The sequence below is a fragment of the Streptomyces sp. 8L genome (assembly GCF_020176795.1).
In the GTDB taxonomy this organism is placed as follows: domain Bacteria; phylum Actinomycetota; class Actinomycetes; order Streptomycetales; family Streptomycetaceae; genus Streptomyces.
Genome location: NZ_JAIUKE010000072.1, coordinates 1 through 17,688, shown reverse-complemented (window position 1 = coordinate 17,688; position 17,688 = coordinate 1). Strand labels below are relative to the sequence as shown.

Sequence of the window (17,688 nt, the reverse complement as noted above, 5' to 3'; positions counted from 1 at the left end):
ACGTCACTTGGCGTCTGCGTCCTTCGGCTCGCTCTGCTCGGCGGGCTTGCCGTCGCCGTCCTCGCCCTCGATGACGGGGATGAGGGACAGCTTGCCGCGCTGGTCGATCTCGGCGATCTCGACCTGGACCTTCTGGCCGACGCCGAGGACGTCCTCGACGTTCTCCACGCGCTTGCCGCCGGCGAGCTTGCGGATCTGCGAGATGTGCAGCAGGCCGTCCTTGCCGGGGAGCAGGGACACGAACGCGCCGAAGGTGGTCGTCTTGACGACGGTGCCCAGGTAGCGCTCGCCGACCTCCGGCATGGTCGGGTTGGCGATGCCGTTGATCGTGGTGCGGGCGGCCTCGGCGGAGGGCCCGTCGGCGGCACCGATGTAGATGGTGCCGTCGTCCTCGATCGTGATGTCGGCGCCGGTGTCCTCCTGGATCTGGTTGATCATCTTGCCCTTGGGGCCGATGACCTCACCGATCTTGTCCACCGGGATCTTGACGGTGATGATGCGCGGCGCGTTCGGGGACATCTCGTCCGGAACGTCGATGGCCTCGTTCATCACGTCGAGGATGTGCAGGCGCGCGTCACGGGCCTGCTTCAGCGCGGCGCCGAGCACCGAGGCGGGGATGCCGTCGAGCTTGGTGTCGAGCTGGAGCGCGGTGACGAACGTCTTGGTGCCGGCGACCTTGAAGTCCATGTCGCCGAAGGCGTCCTCCGCACCGAGGATGTCGGTGAGGGTGACGTAGTGGGTCTCGCCCTCGATCTCCTGCGAGATCAGGCCCATGGCGATGCCGGCGACGGGGGCCTTGAGCGGCACGCCGGCGTTCAGCAGCGACATGGTGGAGGCGCAGACGGAGCCCATCGACGTGGAGCCGTTGGAGCCGAGGGCCTCGGAGACCTGGCGGATCGCGTAGGGGAACTCCTCGCGCGTCGGCAGGACCGGCAGGAGGGCGCGCTCGGCGAGGGCGCCGTGGCCGATCTCGCGGCGCTTCGGGGAGCCGACGCGGCCGGTCTCGCCGGTGGAGTACGGCGGGAAGTTGTAGTTGTGCATGTAGCGCCTGCGCGTCACCGGGGAGAGGGTGTCGAGCTGCTGCTCCATGCGCAGCATGTTCAGCGTGGTGACGCCCAGGATCTGGGTCTCGCCGCGCTCGAACAGGGCGGAGCCGTGCACGCGCGGGATGGCCTCGACCTCGGCGGCCAGGGTGCGGATGTCGGTGACACCGCGGCCGTCGATGCGGACCTTGTCCTTGATGACGCGCTGGCGGACCAGCGACTTCGTCAGGGACCGGTACGCGGCGGAGATCTCCTTCTCGCGGCCCTCGAACTGCGGGAGCAGCTTCTCGGCGGCGAGGCCCTTGACGCGGTCGAGCTCGGCCTCGCGGTCCTGCTTGCCGGCGATGGTGAGCGCCTGCGAGAGCTCGTCCTTGACGGCGGCGGTGAGCGCCTCCAGGACGTCGTCCTGGTAGTCGAGGAAGATCGGGAACTCGCCGGTCGGCTTGGCGGCCTTGGCCGCCAGGTCGGCCTGGGCGCGGCAGAGAACCTTGATGAAGGGCTTCGCGGCCTCAAGGCCGGCGGCGACGACCTCCTCGGTGGGGGCCTCGGCTCCGTCCTTCACCAGCTGGATGGTCTTGTCGGTGGCCTCGGCCTCGACCATCATGATCGCGACGTCGCCGTCCTCCAGGACGCGGCCGGCGACGACCATGTCGAAGACGGCGTCCTCCAGCTCGGTGTGCGTCGGGAAGGCGACCCACTGGCCCTTGATCAGGGCGACGCGGGTGCCGCCGATCGGGCCGGAGAAGGGCAGGCCCGCGAGCTGCGTGGAGCAGGAGGCGGCGTTGATCGCGACCACGTCGTAGAGGTGGTCGGGGTTGAGCGCCATGATCGTCTCGACGACCTGGATCTCGTTGCGCAGGCCCTTCTTGAAGGACGGGCGCAGCGGCCGGTCGATCAGGCGGCAGGTGAGGATCGCGTCCTCGGAGGGGCGGCCCTCCCTGCGGAAGAAGGAGCCGGGGATCTTGCCGGCCGCGTACATGCGCTCCTCGACGTCCACCGTGAGGGGGAAGAAGTCGAGCTGGTCCTTGGGGTTCTTCGAAGCGGTGGTGGCCGACAGCACCATGGTGTCGTCGTCCAGGTACGCGACGGCGGAGCCGGCGGCCTGCTTGGCCAGGCGGCCCGTCTCGAAGCGGATGGTGCGGGTGCCGAAGGTGCCGTTGTCGATGACGGCCTCGGCGTAGTGGGTCTCGTTCTCCACCAGCGTTTTCTCCTCGTCTTCGTCCGCCGCCCGTGTGGCGGTGGACGCTGGGGAGGTGCGCCCTTTGGTGCTTGCCGGTCTTCGATCGAAGCATCCGGTGCGCACGCGCCGCCGGGTGGCGCCCGTGGGGCGTCCGCCGTGGCGCGGTGCGTCTTCCGGATGCCACTACCGAGGACCGGCGGCGGCGGAGGGCGCTCCTCCTCGCTTACTTCTGCTTCTTCTGTGCTCTTCTGTGCTGTTTTTCGGTCGTGCTCGTCAGCCAGGGTACTGAGCCGAGGCCCGTCATGGCATTCCGGCCCGGCCGTGCATACGGCGAAGGGAGCGGTTCCCGGGGTGGGAACCGCTCCCTTCGCACGGTGCTACTTGGCGCCCGCGGCGCCGCGGCGGATGCCGAGACGGTCGACCAGCGCACGGAAGCGCTGGATGTCCTTCTTGGCGAGGTACTGCAGCAGGCGGCGGCGCTGGCCGACCAGGATCAGCAGACCACGCCGGGAGTGGTGGTCGTGCTTGTGGGTCTTGAGGTGCTCGGTCAGGTCCGAGATCCGGCGCGAAAGGAGCGCGACCTGCACCTCGGGGGAGCCGGTGTCACCTTCCTTGGTGCCGAACTCGTCCATGATCTGCTTCTTGGTGGCGGTGTCGAGCGACACTCGTACTCCTCGTGGTCGTGGGCCGCCGAGCGCCCCGGGTCGTATTCTCCGGAGGTCTTCTGTGACTCGGGCGGCCGTCCCGCTCGTCCTTCGTCCCTGGTACGGATGTCCCTGGTGAAGGACCGCGGTACGGATCGGCAGGCCCTGGGAGGCGCCGGAAAGGGCTCCATCGGGGTCTGCGGCCGTACCGCACCGTAACGGTGGGTGGACGGACGGGTCCGAACCAGCCTACCAGCCGGTTCGGACCCTCCCGACCAGCCCCCTCCGGTCCCCGCGGCCGGGCCCGGCGCTCAGCTGGTCAGGGCGCGGGCCTTGGCGAAGACGTCGAGGCCGGCCAGGCACAGCGGTACGAGCGACAGCAGGACGGCGCCTTCCGCGAGGTCGAGCAGGCGGCCCCAGAACGGGGAGAGCCCCTTGCGCGGGATGATCAGTCCGATCGCGGTGAGCAGGGCGGCGCCCACGGCGACGCTCGCGGCCAGCCAGACGGTACGCAGGTCGAGCGGGCCGTGGTCGCCGTGGCGCAGGAGTTCGCCGAGCGGGCCGGCCGGCGGGTTCAGGCAGAGGCCGAGCACCAGCAGGGCGACCGCCGCGAGGCCCGCGACGAGGGCGCAGCCGACCTGCGAGGTGTAGCGGAAGAGGCGGGCGCGCAGCAGCATCGAGAGGCCGGAGGTCAGGGCGAGGAGCTGGCCGTACAGGTTGTCGGAGAAGCCGAGGACGGCGGCGGCGCCGACCACGACGGCGGAGCAGCCGCCGACGAGTCCGAGCAGCATCTCGTGGCCCCTGCGGGCCTGGGCCGCGATGCGTTCGGTGTCGACGGGCTCGGCGCCGGCGGCCGGGTCGGGTTCCTCGGCCTCGAAGCCGCCCGTGGCGCCGCGCGGGGCCGCGTAGCCGATGGGCAGGCGGGCGAAGCGGGCCGAGAGGCCGGGCAGGAAGGCGACGAGGCCGACGGCGACGGGCGCGCACACCGCGGCGGTCTCCCGTGCCGACGCGCCGGTGAGGATCTCGCCGAACGTGGCGAGGGTGCCGACGGCGGCGAGGAAGGTGGCGGCGACGAAGGGCGCGTCGCCGCTCGGGGTGAGCGCGACGAGTGCGACGGACGCGACGAGTACGGTGACGCAGCCCAGCAGAAACTGGAGGCGCCCCGGCCCTTGGCCCGCGTCGGGCCCGATGATGCCGGAGCCGCCGATGAGCAGGAGCGGAAGGGCGCCGAGGCCGAGGGCGACGGCCGCGGCGCGGTCGGCGTAGACCCGGGCGCGTACACCGGACAGCGCGGTCAGCAGGACGCCGGCGCCGCCGGCGATGACGCCGGGGAGGCTGTGCATGTCGTGGCGCACGGGGTCGGCGAACCAGAGGACGAAGCCGAGGAGCACCAGCAGCACACCGCCGCCGACGAGTCCGGCGCCGCGCATCAGGTCGTCGCTCCACAGGTGCCGGTCGCGGCGCACCGCCGAGGCGACGGCGTCGGACACGTCGTCGAAGACGGCGGGCGGCAGCGACTCGGCGAACGGCCGCAGGGCGAGCACCTCGCCGTCGAGCACCTGCTGCGCGGCGAGGGTGCGCGCGCCGTCGAGCACGGTGCCGTCGCGCCGCACGAGGTGGTAGCCGGTCGGGGCGCCCACGGGCTGGGTCTGGCCCGTGAGCCGGAGGATCTCGGGATAGATGTCGGCGACGGCGATGTCCTCGGGGAGGGCCACGTCGATCCGGCTGTCCGGTGCCACCACCGTCACGCGACAGAACCCCGTCGCCGCGCTCGTACTCACGTGTTCCGACCCCCTGAATCCGCCCGTTTCCGTGCCGCTCGCCGCGTCGGCCCCGCGGGTGTCCGCCGTGGGCGGGAACACGCGCCGGCCGGTGGTCGCGCACAGTGCGCGCGCCACCCTACCGGGCTCCGTTGTCACTGGCTGCCAGTAGGATCGCGCTGCTGCATGTGAGCCGCCGCCACGGGGGCGCCGGTACGGAACCTTCCGCCCGTATTGAGGAATTGATGCGCCGGTGAGCCAGATCGTCGTCAAACGACCGCCGCGGTCGCTTCCACCCGAAGTGCCCGCAGAACCACTGACCCTTGAGGCGCCGCCGGAGCTTCCGCGGGGCCAGCAGGAGGGCATGCTGATGCAGCTCCTGCCGGTACTCGGCATGGGCTCTTCCGTGGTGTTCTTCTTCTCTCCGCAGGCCGCCCCCTTCATGCGCATCATGGGTGTGCTGATGCTGGTGTCGACGGTCGGCATGGTGATCGCGCAGGTCTTCCGCTTCCGGCGCGGCACGCAGGGGCAGATGGCCGACGTGCGGCGCGACTACCTCAAGTACCTGGCGCAGTCGCGGCGTACGGTCCGCAGGACGGCGCGCGCGCAACGCGACGCGCAGCTGTATCTGCACCCGGCTCCCGAGCAGTTGTGGACGGTGGTCGCGGAGGGCTCCCGGCTGTGGGAACGGCGCGTGGGCGACGCCGACTTCGGGCAGGCCAGGATCGGTCTCGGCGCACAGCAGCTGGCGACGCCGCTGGTCGCGCCGGACACGGCGCCGGTGGACGAGCTGGAGCCGCTGACGGCGGGCGCGATGCAGCGCTTCCTCGCGGTGCACGGCGCGTTGGACGCGCTGCCGATGGCGGTGTCGATGCGGGCCTTCTACCACGTGACGGTGTCGGGTGAGCCCCAGACGGCCCAGTCGGCGGCGCGCGCGCTGGTGGCGCAGCTGGTGACACTGCACTCGCCGGAGGACCTGGTGGTCGCGGTGGTGGCGGCACCTGGCGCGGTGCCGCGGTGGGACTGGACGAAGTGGCTGCCGCACACGCAGGTGGTGGGGCAGCTCGACGGGGCGGGCACGAAGCGGCTGTTCGGCGACGACCTCGGCGAGATCGAGCGCCTCCTGCGGGCGCGGCTCGACGGGCGGCCCCGGTTCGGCAGGGACACCCAGCCGGTGCTCGACCAGCCGCATGTGGTGGTCGTGCTGGACGGCGGGATGGTGCCGCCCGACTCGCTGTTCGCCGCCGCCGAGGGCGTGCAGGGCGTGACGATCGTCGAGGTGGTCAACGGCGAGCTGGACGAGATGCGCGGCGGTCTCTCGGTGGTCGCGCGTCCCGGGTGGCTGCGCCTGGAGTCCGGCGGCGGCGTGGCGTACGAGGGGGTGCCCGACGGTATCTCGCTGCCGGCGGCGGAGGCGCTGGCCCGGCAGCTCGCGCCGCTGCGCACCGGCGGCGGCGACGAGGACGAACCGCTGCTGGCGAACCTCGACTTCACGGACCTGCTGAATCTGGGCGACGCGGGCACGGTCGACGTGGCGCGCACCTGGCGGCCCCGGTCGACCGCGGAGCGGCTGCGGGTGCCGATCGGTGTGGGCGAGGACGGCCAGCCGGTGATGCTGGATCTCAAGGAGGCCGCGCAGGAGGGCATGGGCCCGCACGGGCTGTGTGTGGGCGCGACGGGTTCCGGCAAGTCGGAGCTGCTGCGCACCCTGGTGCTCGGGCTCGCGGTGACGCACTCGTCGGAGACGCTGAACTTCGTCCTCGCGGACTTCAAGGGCGGTGCGACGTTCGCGGGGATGTCGCAGATGCCGCACGTGGCGGCGGTCATCACCAACCTCGCGGACGACCTCACGCTGGTGGACCGCATGGGCGACGCGATCCGCGGCGAGCTCCAGCGGCGGCAGGAGCTGCTGCGGTCGGCGGGCAACTACGCCAACATGCACGACTACGAGAAGGCGCGCGCGGCGGGCGCCCCGCTCGAACCGCTGGCCTCGCTGGTCCTCGTGATCGACGAGTTCTCCGAACTCCTCACCGCGAAGCCCGACTTCATCGACATGTTCATCCAGATCGGCCGGATCGGCCGCTCCCTCGGTGTGCATCTGCTGCTCGCTTCGCAGCGCCTGGAGGAGGGCAAGCTGCGCGGGCTCGACACGTACCTCTCGTACCGGGTCGGCCTGCGGACGTTCTCCGCCTCCGAGTCGCGTACGGCGCTCGGCGTGCCGGACGCGTACCACCTGCCCGCGGTGCCCGGTTCGGGCTATCTGAAGTTCGGCACGGACGAGATGACGCGGTTCAAGGCGGCGTACGTGTCGGGGACGTACCGCACGGCGGGTCCCGAGGTGCCGGCGGGCCAGCTGCCCGTGGACCGGCGGCCGACGGTGTTCACGGCGGTCCCGGTCCCGGTGGTGTACGCGGGCCCCGCGGCGGCGCCCGAGCCCTCCGGGCGGGACGACGACGCGCTCGCGGACACGGTGCTCGACGTGATCGTGCGGCGCCTCGACGGGCAGGGGGTGCCCGCGCACCAGGTGTGGCTGCCGCCGCTGGACCGGGCGCCGACGCTGGACTACCTGCTGCCGGGCATCGCGCCCACCGAGGACCGCGGCCTGACGTCGGTCGACTACACGCGCCCCGGCGGGCTCGTGGTGCCGCTCGGCCTGATCGACAAGCCCTTCGAGCAGCGCCGCGAGGTGCTGTACCTCGACTTCTCCGGCGCGGCCGGCCACATGCTGGTGGTGGGCGGCCCGCAGTCGGGCAAGTCCACGCTGATGCGGACGCTGGTGGCGTCGTTCGCGCTCACGCACACCCCGTCGGAGGTGCAGATCTACGGGCTCGACTTCGGCGGCGGCGGTCTCTCCTCGCTGGCCGAGCTGCCGCATGTGGGCGGGGTCGCCTCGCGGCTCGACCCCGAGCGGGTGCGCCGGGCCGTGGCCGAGGTGCTCGGGGTGCTCAACAGGCGTGAGGAGATGTTCCGTTCGCAGGGCATCGACTCCATCGGCACGTACCGGCGCAGGCGCGCCGCCGGCGAGTTCCAGGACGAGAGCTGGGGCGATGTCTTCCTCGTCATCGACGGGTGGGGCGGCTTCAAGAGCGAGTACGACATGCTGGAGCCGGTGATCGCGGACATCGCGGCGCGCGGCCTCGGCTACGGCGTGCACATCGTGGTCACGGCCGCGCGGTACATGGAGGTGCGCTCGGCGCTGAAGGACCAGATGCTGGGCCGTCTGGAACTGCGTCTCGGCGACGTGATGGACTCCGAGTTCGACCGCAAGGTCGCGGCGAACGTGCCGGCGGGCGTGCCGGGCCGCGGCCAGGTGCCGGGGAAGCTGCACTTCATGGGCGGCCTGCCGCGGATGGACGGGGTGAGCAGCGCCTCGGACCTGTCCGAGGGCACGGAGGCGTTCGTCGCGTCCGTACGGAGCCACTGGACGGGGCCGAAGGCTCCGCCCGTACGGCTGCTGCCGCGCAAGCTGCCCGCGGAACAGCTCCCGAAGGGCTTCGAGTTCCCGCAGCGGGGCATCGCGATCGGCATCGACGAGACCAATCTGGAGCCGGTGTTCGTCGACTTCGAGACCGATCCGTTCTTCGTGGTCTTCGGCGAGAGCGAGTCGGGCAAGACGGCGCTGCTGCGTCTGATCGCGAAGCAGATCGCCGAGCGGTACACACCGGAGCAGGCCAGGATCGTGGTGGGCGACTACCGGCGCTCCCTGCTGGAGGCCGTGCCGGAGACGCACCTCCTGGAGTACGCGCCGATGGCGTCCGCGATGGACGTGCACATGGACGCGATCGCCACGGTGATGGGCAAGCGGGCGCCGAAGCCCGACATCACGCCGCAGCAGCTCCGCGACCGCAGCTGGTGGTCGGGGCCGCAGCTGTTCGTGATCATCGACGACTACGAGCTGGTGGCGGCGGGTTCGAGCAACCCGATGTCGCGGCTCGTCGAGAACCTCCCCTTCGCACGCGACGTCGGTGTGCGGTTCATCGTCGCGCGCAGCGCGGCGGGCGCGTCCCGCTCCACCTTCGAGCCGTTCATGCAGCGTGTGAAGGAACTCGGCGCGCAGGGCGTGGTGTTGTCGGGCGATCCGGGCGAGGGCGACATCCTCGGCCATGTGCGGGCGCGCCGGATGCCGCCGGGCCGGGGCACGTTCGTCTCCCGCAAGCGCGGCACCCCGCTGGTGCAGACGGGCTGGCTGCCGGAACGGTGAGCGAGGGCCGCCGGGTGTACGCGGCCCGGCGGCCGTCCCGTTCTCCCCGGGGTTTCCCGACGGCCTGAACCGGTGGCGTCCGCGCCGGTAGGCTCGGCCACGCACAACAGTGAAGACACCGCCGGGAGGAACGACGCCGATGGCCGACGCAGTGGACAAGCAACGCGTCAAGGAGGAGCTCTACGCCCTGGACATCTCCGGGGTGGAGTGGCTCGGAGCACCCGGCACGGAGAACGACGAGGAGCGTGTCGAGATCGCGTATCTGCCGGAGGGTGCCGTGGCGATGCGGTCCTCGAAGGACCACGCGACCGTGCTGAGGTACACCAAAGCGGAGTGGGACGCGTTCGTACTCGGCGCGCGGGACGGGGAGTTCGACCTCGACGCGCAGCAGCCGCCGGCCGCGGACGACGGGGCGCGGCCGTAGGGAGAGCATCCGCGACGTTCGCGCCTCGGCCGGGGCGCGCGACCGGCCCGGCCGGGGCGCGCGAGGCAGCACGAAGGGGGTGCCCACCGAGTGCCCCCCCCCTTCCGGGCGTTCCGCCTTCTGCGTGCTGCGTGCTGCGTGCTGCGTGCTGCGTGCTGCCGCAGGGTTTTCCGGCCGGGGCCGGCCCTGGAGGGCCGGGGCCTGGCGGACCGGTCAGCCCATGGACATGCGGAACCTGGCCGCGTTGCCGCGGTCGGTGTCCTGGTAGCCCACGACCGCCTGGTCGAGCAGGGAGGCGATGCGGCTCAGGTCCTGGTTCATGCCGTCCATCAGCTTGGTGAGGTCGGCCTGCCGCTCCTGGTAGGCCTCCTTCGCCTGGCCGTCCCAGTTCTCGGCGACCGCCTTCACGCGGCCCATGAGGTCGGTGAGTTCACGGGTGAGGTCACTGGCCGTGCGGCGGACGTCGCTCGCGGCCGTGGTGACGGTGTCGTAGTTGACTGCTGTGGTCATGTCTCGCTCCTCGATGCCGTGCGCCGCGGCAAGGTGATGGTCAAGGCGGTGCGCCGTGAGTGCGCGGTGGGTCTGCGTCGGGCCCTGGCGGTCTCCCGCCGGGGCTCACGCCATCCCGAGGATGGCGCTCTGGCCCGCCGTCGTGTCGTCCATCTGCCGGAACGTCTTGATGCGATCCTGCTCCTCGTTGGTGAAGCCGTGGGCGCTCATCCGCATGATCTGCTCAAGCTCGACGAGGTCGCTGCGCATCTTCGTCATCCGCGTGTTGAGGTCGCGCTGCGCGCCGTCGTACGCCTGGCTCGCCGCGCCCTTCCAGCCACCCTGGATGCGGTCGACCACGGCGTTCAACGACGTGATGCGGCGCTGGAGTTCCTCGTGGAAGTTCTGGATGCGGCCCGCCAGATCGGTCTGGTCGTCCGCGGTTACGTTCAGGTCCTGCTGCGACATCCTGCCCTCTTCTCCCTGGTCCTGCTGCCATGCCTCTACGGGCGGGAAAGTGCTCGATGCCGCCCCCGTTGGCCCCCGTGCCGGGGCCCTGTCCCCGACCCCGGCTGCCGCCGGAGCCGCGCACGCGTGGCCCCCCGGCAACTGTAGTCATTCGGTACTGCCGTTCCAACCGGGAAGTACACAAGCCTGACACGGCCGTTACACGCCGCCGGGCCCGCCGCCCGCCCGGCCGCGCGCCTTGGCACGGCTGTCGCGCAGGACGACGGCGGTCCCGCCGACGACAGCGACGAGCACCACGGCGATGCCGAGGGTGTACGTCGCGTACCGGCGGCCGCGGTCCTGCGGTGTCTCGCCGAGTGTGAGCCGCGCGGCCTGGGGCGCCGGTGCCTTGGGCGGCCCGGGGTCGGGGCGCGGGGACTCGATCGGCCCCGTCCCTTCGCCGACCGCGGCGACCGGGTCGACCACACCCCATCCGACGAAGTTGTCGTGGCCGTTGACGCTGCGTTCCGCGGTCTGCTCGATCTGCGCGACGATCTCGCGCACGCTCCAGTTCCGGTGCTCGGCGCGCAGCAGCGCCGCGACGCCTGCGACGTACGGCGCGGAGAAGCTGGTCCCGTTGTCGAGGCACTGGCCGTTGCCCGGCACGGTGGAGACGATGTCCACGCCGGGCGCCGCGACCCCGACGAACGAGCCGGGCTGCGAGAAGGCCGCGCGTTCGTTGTCGCGGTCGGACGCGGCGACGGCCAGGACGCCCGGGAACGCGGCGGGGTAGGTGTCGCGGGCCTGCCCGTCCGTGCCGTCGTTGCCGGCCGCCGCGACGACGACGACGTTGTGGTCGAGCGCGTACCGCACGGCCTCCGCCAGTTTCGAGCCGAGGCCGAGGGGCGCGGTGGTGTCCTGGGAGATGTTGATGATGTCCGCGTGCTGGGCGACGGCGTACCGGATGGCCAGGGCCATCTTGTCCGAGTCGCCGCTGCCCTTCTCGTCGTTCTGCCGGATCGGGATGATCGTCGACTCGGGTGCGATGCCCACGAAGCCGGTGCCGGCGCGCGGCCGGGCCGCGATGAGGCCCGCGACCTTCGTGCCGTGTCCCGCCGTGTCCGTGGTGCCGTGCGTCTTGCCGAGGAAGTCCTTGCCGGCCTTCGCGTCGACGGCGTCCTTGAGCTGCGGATTCTTGATGTCGACGCCGGTGTCTATGACGGCGACCCTGACCCCTTTGCCCTTCGTGTCCTTCCACAGTTCGTCGAACAGGACGCGCTGGAGCGGCCACGGTGTGCCCGGTGTCTGCTTCTTCATCGGGAAGGTGCATTCGCCGCTGCCGTCCAGGATGGTGGACCCGGCCTGCGCGGTGGGCGGCGCCGCCCCCGCGGCTGCGGGCGGCAGCGCGACGAGCGCGGTCAGTGCGGCGGCCGAGGCCAGGAGCGCGGCTCTGGTGAGCGGGACCGTGCCGGTGGACGGCGCGGGGCGGTGGCGGCCCGCCCGCGCCGCCCGGCCCGCGGTCCTGCTTCGGGCCGCGCGGTTTCGCGCCGGCCGGTCGCGGTCCTGTGCGGTGCCCGGCGCCCGGCTTCGCGCCTGCGAGGTGTTCGCCGGGGAGTCTGTCGTCCCCCGGCCGGTCGTCCCCCGGTGCTTCATCGCCCGTCCTCTCACGAACCCTGCGGCTGGCGCGCGCTGTTGGTGTCGAGGCGGGGCCCCTTGGACAGGAAGCTCGACCAGGCGATCGGCACGGGAACGGGGACCACCTTCTCGTAGCCGAGGCGTATCTGCGCGTCGCTCGGCTGGGGCCGGCCGTCCTCGGTCTTCTGGTCGTCGCCCGCGCCGATGTCGGACCGCTTGGAGTCGCTGTCGCCGTTGCTCTGCACCGCGTACCTGAGGCCGGTGTCGGTGACGAGGAACATCGAACCGCCCGCCTTCGACTGGTTGCCGGTGGTCTCGTTGTAGAGCAGGCCGCTGCCGGGGGTGACATAGGTGCTGGTGCCGCCGCTGTCGGTGATCTGCGCGGGGTACGAGGTGCCCGCCCACGTCGAGAGGCTGGTGCCGCCGTCGCTGCCCGTCGACCGCAGGACGCTGCACACGGTGTCGCGGGCGCCCGCTCCCTGCACCGCGTTGGTCTGGCTCGGGCGCTCCTTGGGCCAGTCGTGGTCCTGGCCGAAGAACGCCGACGCGGGCGTGAAGGACTGCACGTCGGCGGTGGCGGGCCGGCCGCCCATGTTGAGGGCGTCGGTCTGCGGGGAGTTGATCAGCAGCCAGGCGGTGAAGTCGCTGACGGGCGCCACCTTGCCCGGCAGGACGACGTACTGCTGCGGGCCCGCGCCGGTCTGCGCGCTGAGCACCATGCCGACCCTGTCCTGCCGGGGGCTGAGCCCACTGCCGGCGTGCGCGTCGGAGCCGACCGTGCCCGGGATCTGCGGGAAGTCGACGGGGCTCCCGGTGTGCAGGGTGGCGAGCCAGTCGTCCGTGACGGGCTGCGGATCGCGCCCGGCGCCGATGAGCGCGATGGCGAGCGTGTCGTCCGGCCTGCCCTGCATGAGGTATTTCGTGCCGTCTGCGCTCACCAGATAGCGGGCGCCGTCCTGCCCCCGCACGTAGAGGGTCTGCCCGCCGGTCAGCCGATTGCCGCCCTCGGTGCGGTGGAAGTCTCGCTGGGCGAAGACGAAGGCCGCCTTCTGGACGCTGTCGCTGCCGCCGCCCGGCTGCTCGCACACGGCCCACCGCTTCGGGGCGCCCGCCTCGGTGGCACTGGGCAGCCGGTCCGGCGCGTAGGGGATGCCCAGCATCGCGCCGCGCGGCGGCTTGCCCGCGTCCAGGATCTTGTCGTCGACCTGGATGACGGAGAACTGGTCCGGGTCGAGCAGCAGTCGCGCCGACGCCAGGTTCAGCACCGGGTGCAGCAGTGTCCGCTTGTCCTTGCCCTTGCCGGTGGCGAGCACCACGTACCGGGTCGTGGACTGCTTGCCGACGATGACGCTCGCGTTCGCCTTGTCCCAGTCCTTGGGCGCGCTCGGCTTGAACATGCCGAGCGCGCCGAACCCGGCGAGGACGAGTGCGCCGACGACCAGGCTCGGCACGACGGCGCGCATCGGCCGGGGCGCTCCCTCCTCGGTCCCGGTGGGCGAGGGTTGCAGGAATGACGCCACTGTGCGCTTCTTCGCGAAGGTGTACGCGTTGAGCTCGTCCCGCCGTGATGCCATGAGTCCCCATCGGTCGAAGAAGTCACGGTGAAGCCCCGGCGGTGCGGCCGGCGCCTGTCCCCGTGCCCCGCCTGATGTCGGACCGGGCCCCGATACTACCCAGTTGCCGCACCGCCCAGGTCGGAAAGGTGCCGCACGGGCTTCGCCGCACGTCCCTCGCCGCTCCGCGCCGCGAGCGGTCCGCGTCGCGGCCGGTCCGTTCCACCGCCGTTTCCTTCCCGCACCCGGTCCGTTCCGCAGCCGTTTCCGTTCCGCGCCCGGTCCGTTCCGCCACCGGTCCGTTCCGCCGACGGTCCGTTCCGCCGACGGTCCGTTCCGCCGCCGTGGACGCCTCCCGCGCCGGGACGCCCGGGCGGCCTGGCCCCTACGATGCCCCTGGGCCACGACGGCGCGATGCCCGGTAGGGTGATCCGGCCGTCAAGGCCCTGGCCCAGCAGGCCGATCGGGACAATTCGGGGGGTTCCACCATCATGGCTTCCGCAACGCAGTTGCCGCCTGCTACGGCGGCACCGCCCGCGCCGCCCTCCCCCGGGCCCGGCGCGACGCGCCGTACCGCGCGGCCCGGGTATTTCGGCCCGCTGCGGATGCGGCAGATCATCCTGTTCGAACTGGCCGCGGCGGCCCTGCTGGTGGGCTGGGTGATCAACACACTGATGCTGCTGCCCGCCGCGGTGGTGGCGGCGCTGCTGGTGCTGCTCGCCGTGGTGCGCAGGCACCGCCGCTCGCTCCCGGAATGGCTGGGCACGGCCCTGGCGCTGCGCGCCCGTACCCGCAGGGCCGCGTCGTTCACGATCCCCGAGGGCACCGAGCCGGGGCTCGCCCCCGCCGTCGAGTGCGATCCGGCGCTGCGCACGTACGCGTACAGCGACCGGGACCGGCGGCCCGTCGGCATGATCGGCGACGGCACGTTCCTGACGGCCGTGGTGCAGATCGAGTCGGCGGGTACGGCGCTGCGCGCGGGCCGTGCGGAGCGCCCGCTGCCGATCACACTGCTGCGCGACGTACTGGACTTCGACGGCATCCGGCTGGAGTCCGCGCAGGTCGTTCAGCACACGCAGCCCGCGCCCGCGCCGCATCTGCCGCAGCAGTCGATGGCCGCCCGCAACTACGCGCCGCTCCAGGCGCAGACGGGCTCGCCCGCCCTGCGCATCACCTGGATCGCGCTGAAGCTCGACCCGGAGCTGTGCCCCGAGGCGGTGGCCGCACGCGGCGGCGGCCTGGTGGGCGCGCAGAAGTGCGTGGTACGCGCGGCGGACCAGCTGGCGAGCCGGCTGGCGGGTGCGGGCTTCCGCGCCACGGTGCTGACGGAGGAGGAGCTGACGAGCGCCGTCGCGATCTCGACGTGCGCGAGTCCGCTGGCCATCGCGCAGGCCGGCAGGTCCTGTACGCAGACCAGGCGCACCCAGGAGACGTCCCGCACCTGGCGCTGCGACGACCGCAGGCACACGACGTACTGGGTGGCCCGCTGGCCCGGGATCGGCGAGGGCGGCGCGTCCATGCCGCATCTGGTGGCGCTGCTGACCTCGATGCCCGCGCTGGCGACGACGTTCAGCCTGTGCGTGGGCCGCGGCGAGCGCCAGGGCGTCACGGTCGCGGGCCATGTCCGCATCACCGGCCGCAGCGACGAGGAACTGGTCGCCGCGCGCCACGAACTTGAGCGGACGGCCCGGGGTGTCCGCACCTCGCTGGTACGGCTCGACCGGGAACAGGTCCCCGGCATGCTCGCCACGCTTCCGCTGGGAGGTACGCGCTGATGTCCCTTCCCACTCCGCAGGGCAGGCCGGGCGGGCGCACTCCGCACGGCGGGCAGCCGGCGCAGCCGGGCCCCTACCCGGGGGGCGTCCAGCCCGCCCAGCCCGTCCAGCCCGCCAAGACTCTGGCCGGTTCGGGTCCTGGAGCCGGGCAGGTGCCGCAGCAGCCGGACGTGCTGGGCCGGCCGGTCCAGACCCCGGGCGCCCAGGGCGGGGGGCCCGTGCCGCAGGGCGGGGCACCCGGGCCGTACGGTCCGCCCGCGCGGAGCGGTCCCGCGAGGACAGCGCCCGGCCGGACGCGCGGCGGGCGCACCGCGCGGCCCTCGGCGGGCGGCAGGCCGCGGACCGGCTTCGGACTGATCGGGCCGCGCAGGGAGCGCCACGCGTTCTCGCTCGACCAGCTGGAGTCCCTGGCGCTGCCCGTCGGCGACGACGGCATGGTCATCGGTATCGACGCGAACGGCAAACCGGCCGTCCTCGGCATCAACCGGGCCACGCCGTACGACGTGACGCTCATCGGCGGCCTGTGGACGGCGCAGGTGCTGGCCCTGCGCGCGGCCGCCACCGGTGCCCGGGTCGCCGTGGAGACCGGCCGCACCCAGGTGTGGACGGCGCTCGCGCAGGCCGCGGGCGGCGGCCAGCCCTGCATCACCCTGCACGACGTCGGACGGGTCCCGCCGCAGGGCGCCTCCGCGGGCAGCCCCGTCGTGGTCGTGCGCGACTGCGGGATGAGGCCGCCCCGGGGGCGCGTGGTCTCCGCGCCCTGGCAGTCGGTGATCACGCTGCTGCCGTATCTGAGTCCGGTGGCGCCGCGTCTGATGCGGAAGTCGGGGCTCGTCGGGGTGCAGCGGGTGTCGCCGGACGAGGGCGGCAAGATCGGCCGGATCATGGCACTGCCGCAGGCGGAGACGGCGGCTCTGAGCACGCTGGCCGACGGGGTCACCCTCTGGTGCACCGAGCGGGACCGGCAGTTCGTGATGACGCAGGCGACGGACGCGGAGACGGGCCTGCTGGGCTCGGCCCGCCGGATGGACTGACGGCGCTGCGGCGTTACGGTGCGGGGGCGCCGCGGTGCTGGGGCCCTGGCGGCCCTGCGGTGCTGAGGCGTTACGGTGCTCGGGCGTTACGGCCGCGTCGTGGGGCGCCGCGGTGCTGGGGCCCTGCGGTGCTGAGGCGTTACGGTGCTCGGGCGTTACGGTCGCGTCGTGGGGCGGCGCGGTTCCGGGTCGAGTCTCGCGTTGTGGACGGCGCGGTTCCGGGGCGGGTCTCGCGTTGTGGACGGCGCGGTTCCGGGCCGGTCTCGCGTTGTGGACGGCGACGCGAAGCGCGAGCCGGCCCGTGCGTGTTCCGCGCATCGGCCCCTTGTGCCTTTTCTGTGGAGCTGTCCCGCCCTTTCCTGGGAACGGTCCCGTGCGAGACGCCCCGCGGCGGCCGTTCACGTATCCGTGAGGGCGGGGATCGAGTCGGCCCATATGCGGATTTGGCCCCCTCTTGTGTTCACCCGCCCCCGCCCGGAGCCCACTTGAGCGCACATCGTGACGTAACGGGTCGGGGTTCGGCGGGAGGTCTGCCCTGACGCGGGGACGCCCACGAAGATTAGGGTGGGTTCAGGCGCGGCACGAACCTGCGGGCAGGCCGGTCGCGCCACCGGGGGAGAGCCGGGCGAACCGGACACAGGGCAGGACATCCGTCGCCCCCACCCATGACGGCACAAGGGTGCTCGACCACACCAGGAGGCAAAGTGAACGGCGATCGGGACGAGTTCCGCGGCGGCTGGAGCGTGCCGCCCGCGGACGATCAGTCCGACGCGGAGCCCGAGCTGACGGGTGAGTTCACCATCGACTACACCCCGCCGGCCTGGTACACGCAGAACGCGTCGGGGGACGCCTCGGGCAGCGGTGTGCCCGGGCCGGCCGCCGGGCCCGGCGCCCCCGCCTCGGGGGGTGTCACTCCCCCGCCGCCGTCGGGCGCTCCGGTGGCCGTGCCGGGGCTGCCCGCCGGAAGCGGCTTCGAACCGGGCGGCGCCGCGCCGCTGCCGTCCGACTGGTCTGCCGCGCCCCCGTCGGACCCGGGCCGGGCGGGCGGCGCGACGCCCCCGGCCGCCGCGCCCGGGACGCCTCCGGCGGGCGCCGGTTCGAACGCGGACCCGCGCGTGGGTGCGGGCACTGCTCCCGGGGCGGATGCGGCCACGAGCGACAGCACGCACGATGCGGGCGTGGCGGCGGACGCTTCCACCGGTGACACGGACGCCGCGGCCCCGAGCGCTCAGGCCGACGCCGCTGAGGCCCCCGACGTCACGGACGCGGCTTCCAACTCCGACTCCGATTCTGATTCCGGTTCCAGCTCGCCGTCTGCTCCCGGCTCCGGCTCACCGTCTGATTCCGGTTCACCCTCCGATTCCGGTCGGCCGTCGCCGTCCATCCCCGAGGTGCTCCCCGGCGCGGCCGCGGCCGCCGCCTCCGGTGAGGTTGCCGTGGCGCCGGCGGCGCGCCCCACCGCCGGTCCGGCACCCCCCCGCGCCGAACACCCCCCCGCGCCCA

The 17,688-nt window shown here is 72.8% G+C and carries 12 protein-coding genes; 5 read left to right on the top strand and 7 right to left on the bottom strand.

Going from position 1 to position 17,688, the window contains the following annotated elements; translation table 11 throughout:
* Positions 1 to 3 precede the first annotated feature (3 nt).
* The 3 genes from LCE31_RS07795 to eccD all read right to left on the bottom strand — a co-directional run bounded on the left by LCE31_RS07795 (position 4) and on the right by eccD (position 4,648).
* Complete coding sequence (locus tag LCE31_RS07795) at positions 4 to 2,241, bottom strand: polyribonucleotide nucleotidyltransferase (RefSeq protein ID WP_225013268.1); 2,238 nt, start codon at positions 2,239 to 2,241, stop codon at positions 4 to 6.
* 359 nt (positions 2,242 to 2,600) lie between these two features.
* Positions 2,601 to 2,888: a 30S ribosomal protein S15 gene (gene rpsO, locus LCE31_RS07790; RefSeq protein ID WP_225013267.1), complete on the bottom strand. Its 288-nt coding sequence runs from the start codon at positions 2,886 to 2,888 to the stop codon at positions 2,601 to 2,603.
* Between the two features lie 290 nt (positions 2,889 to 3,178).
* Complete coding sequence (gene eccD, locus LCE31_RS07785; protein WP_225013266.1) at positions 3,179 to 4,648, bottom strand: type VII secretion integral membrane protein EccD; 1,470 nt, start codon at positions 4,646 to 4,648, stop codon at positions 3,179 to 3,181.
* A 232-nt stretch (positions 4,649 to 4,880) separates the two neighbouring features.
* Here eccD and eccCa point away from each other — a divergent pair, with 232 nt between their 5' ends.
* The gene (eccCa, locus tag LCE31_RS07780) at positions 4,881 to 8,828 is read left to right on the top strand and encodes a type VII secretion protein EccCa (RefSeq protein ID WP_225013265.1); all 3,948 of its coding nucleotides are present in this window, start codon (positions 4,881 to 4,883) and stop codon (positions 8,826 to 8,828) included.
* Between the two features lie 139 nt (positions 8,829 to 8,967).
* Entirely contained in the window at positions 8,968 to 9,252 is a 285-nt protein-coding gene (locus tag LCE31_RS07775) for a DUF397 domain-containing protein (protein ID WP_225013264.1), read from the top strand.
* A 213-nt stretch (positions 9,253 to 9,465) separates the two neighbouring features.
* Here LCE31_RS07775 and LCE31_RS07770 read toward each other — a convergent pair whose 3' ends face one another.
* From LCE31_RS07770 to eccB, 4 genes are all read right to left on the bottom strand, one after another.
* The gene (locus tag LCE31_RS07770; protein ID WP_225013263.1) at positions 9,466 to 9,762 is read right to left on the bottom strand and encodes a WXG100 family type VII secretion target; all 297 of its coding nucleotides are present in this window, start codon (positions 9,760 to 9,762) and stop codon (positions 9,466 to 9,468) included.
* A 105-nt stretch (positions 9,763 to 9,867) separates the two neighbouring features.
* Positions 9,868 to 10,209 (bottom strand): WXG100 family type VII secretion target, encoded by a 342-nt coding sequence (locus tag LCE31_RS07765; RefSeq protein WP_225013262.1) that lies wholly within the window; start codon positions 10,207 to 10,209, stop codon positions 9,868 to 9,870.
* Positions 10,210 to 10,407: 198 nt separating this feature from the next.
* Positions 10,408 to 11,841 (bottom strand): type VII secretion-associated serine protease mycosin, encoded by a 1,434-nt coding sequence (gene mycP / locus LCE31_RS07760; RefSeq protein ID WP_225013261.1) that lies wholly within the window; start codon positions 11,839 to 11,841, stop codon positions 10,408 to 10,410.
* A gap of 11 nt (positions 11,842 to 11,852) precedes the next feature.
* Positions 11,853 to 13,397, bottom strand: coding sequence for a type VII secretion protein EccB (gene eccB / locus LCE31_RS07755; RefSeq protein ID WP_225013260.1), 1,545 nt, complete (start codon positions 13,395 to 13,397; stop codon positions 11,853 to 11,855).
* A 470-nt stretch (positions 13,398 to 13,867) separates the two neighbouring features.
* Between eccB and eccE the strand changes: the two genes are divergently transcribed.
* The 3 genes from eccE to LCE31_RS07740 all read left to right on the top strand — a co-directional run.
* Positions 13,868 to 15,151: a type VII secretion protein EccE gene (gene eccE, locus LCE31_RS07750; RefSeq protein WP_225013259.1), complete on the top strand. Its 1,284-nt coding sequence runs from the start codon at positions 13,868 to 13,870 to the stop codon at positions 15,149 to 15,151.
* 218 nt (positions 15,152 to 15,369) lie between these two features.
* Positions 15,370 to 16,185 (top strand): hypothetical protein, encoded by an 816-nt coding sequence (locus tag LCE31_RS07745; RefSeq protein WP_374118432.1) that lies wholly within the window; start codon positions 15,370 to 15,372, stop codon positions 16,183 to 16,185.
* A 704-nt stretch (positions 16,186 to 16,889) separates the two neighbouring features.
* A partial coding sequence (locus LCE31_RS07740) for an SCO5717 family growth-regulating ATPase (RefSeq protein ID WP_308042227.1) occupies positions 16,890 to 17,688 on the top strand: 799 nt, incomplete at its 3' end.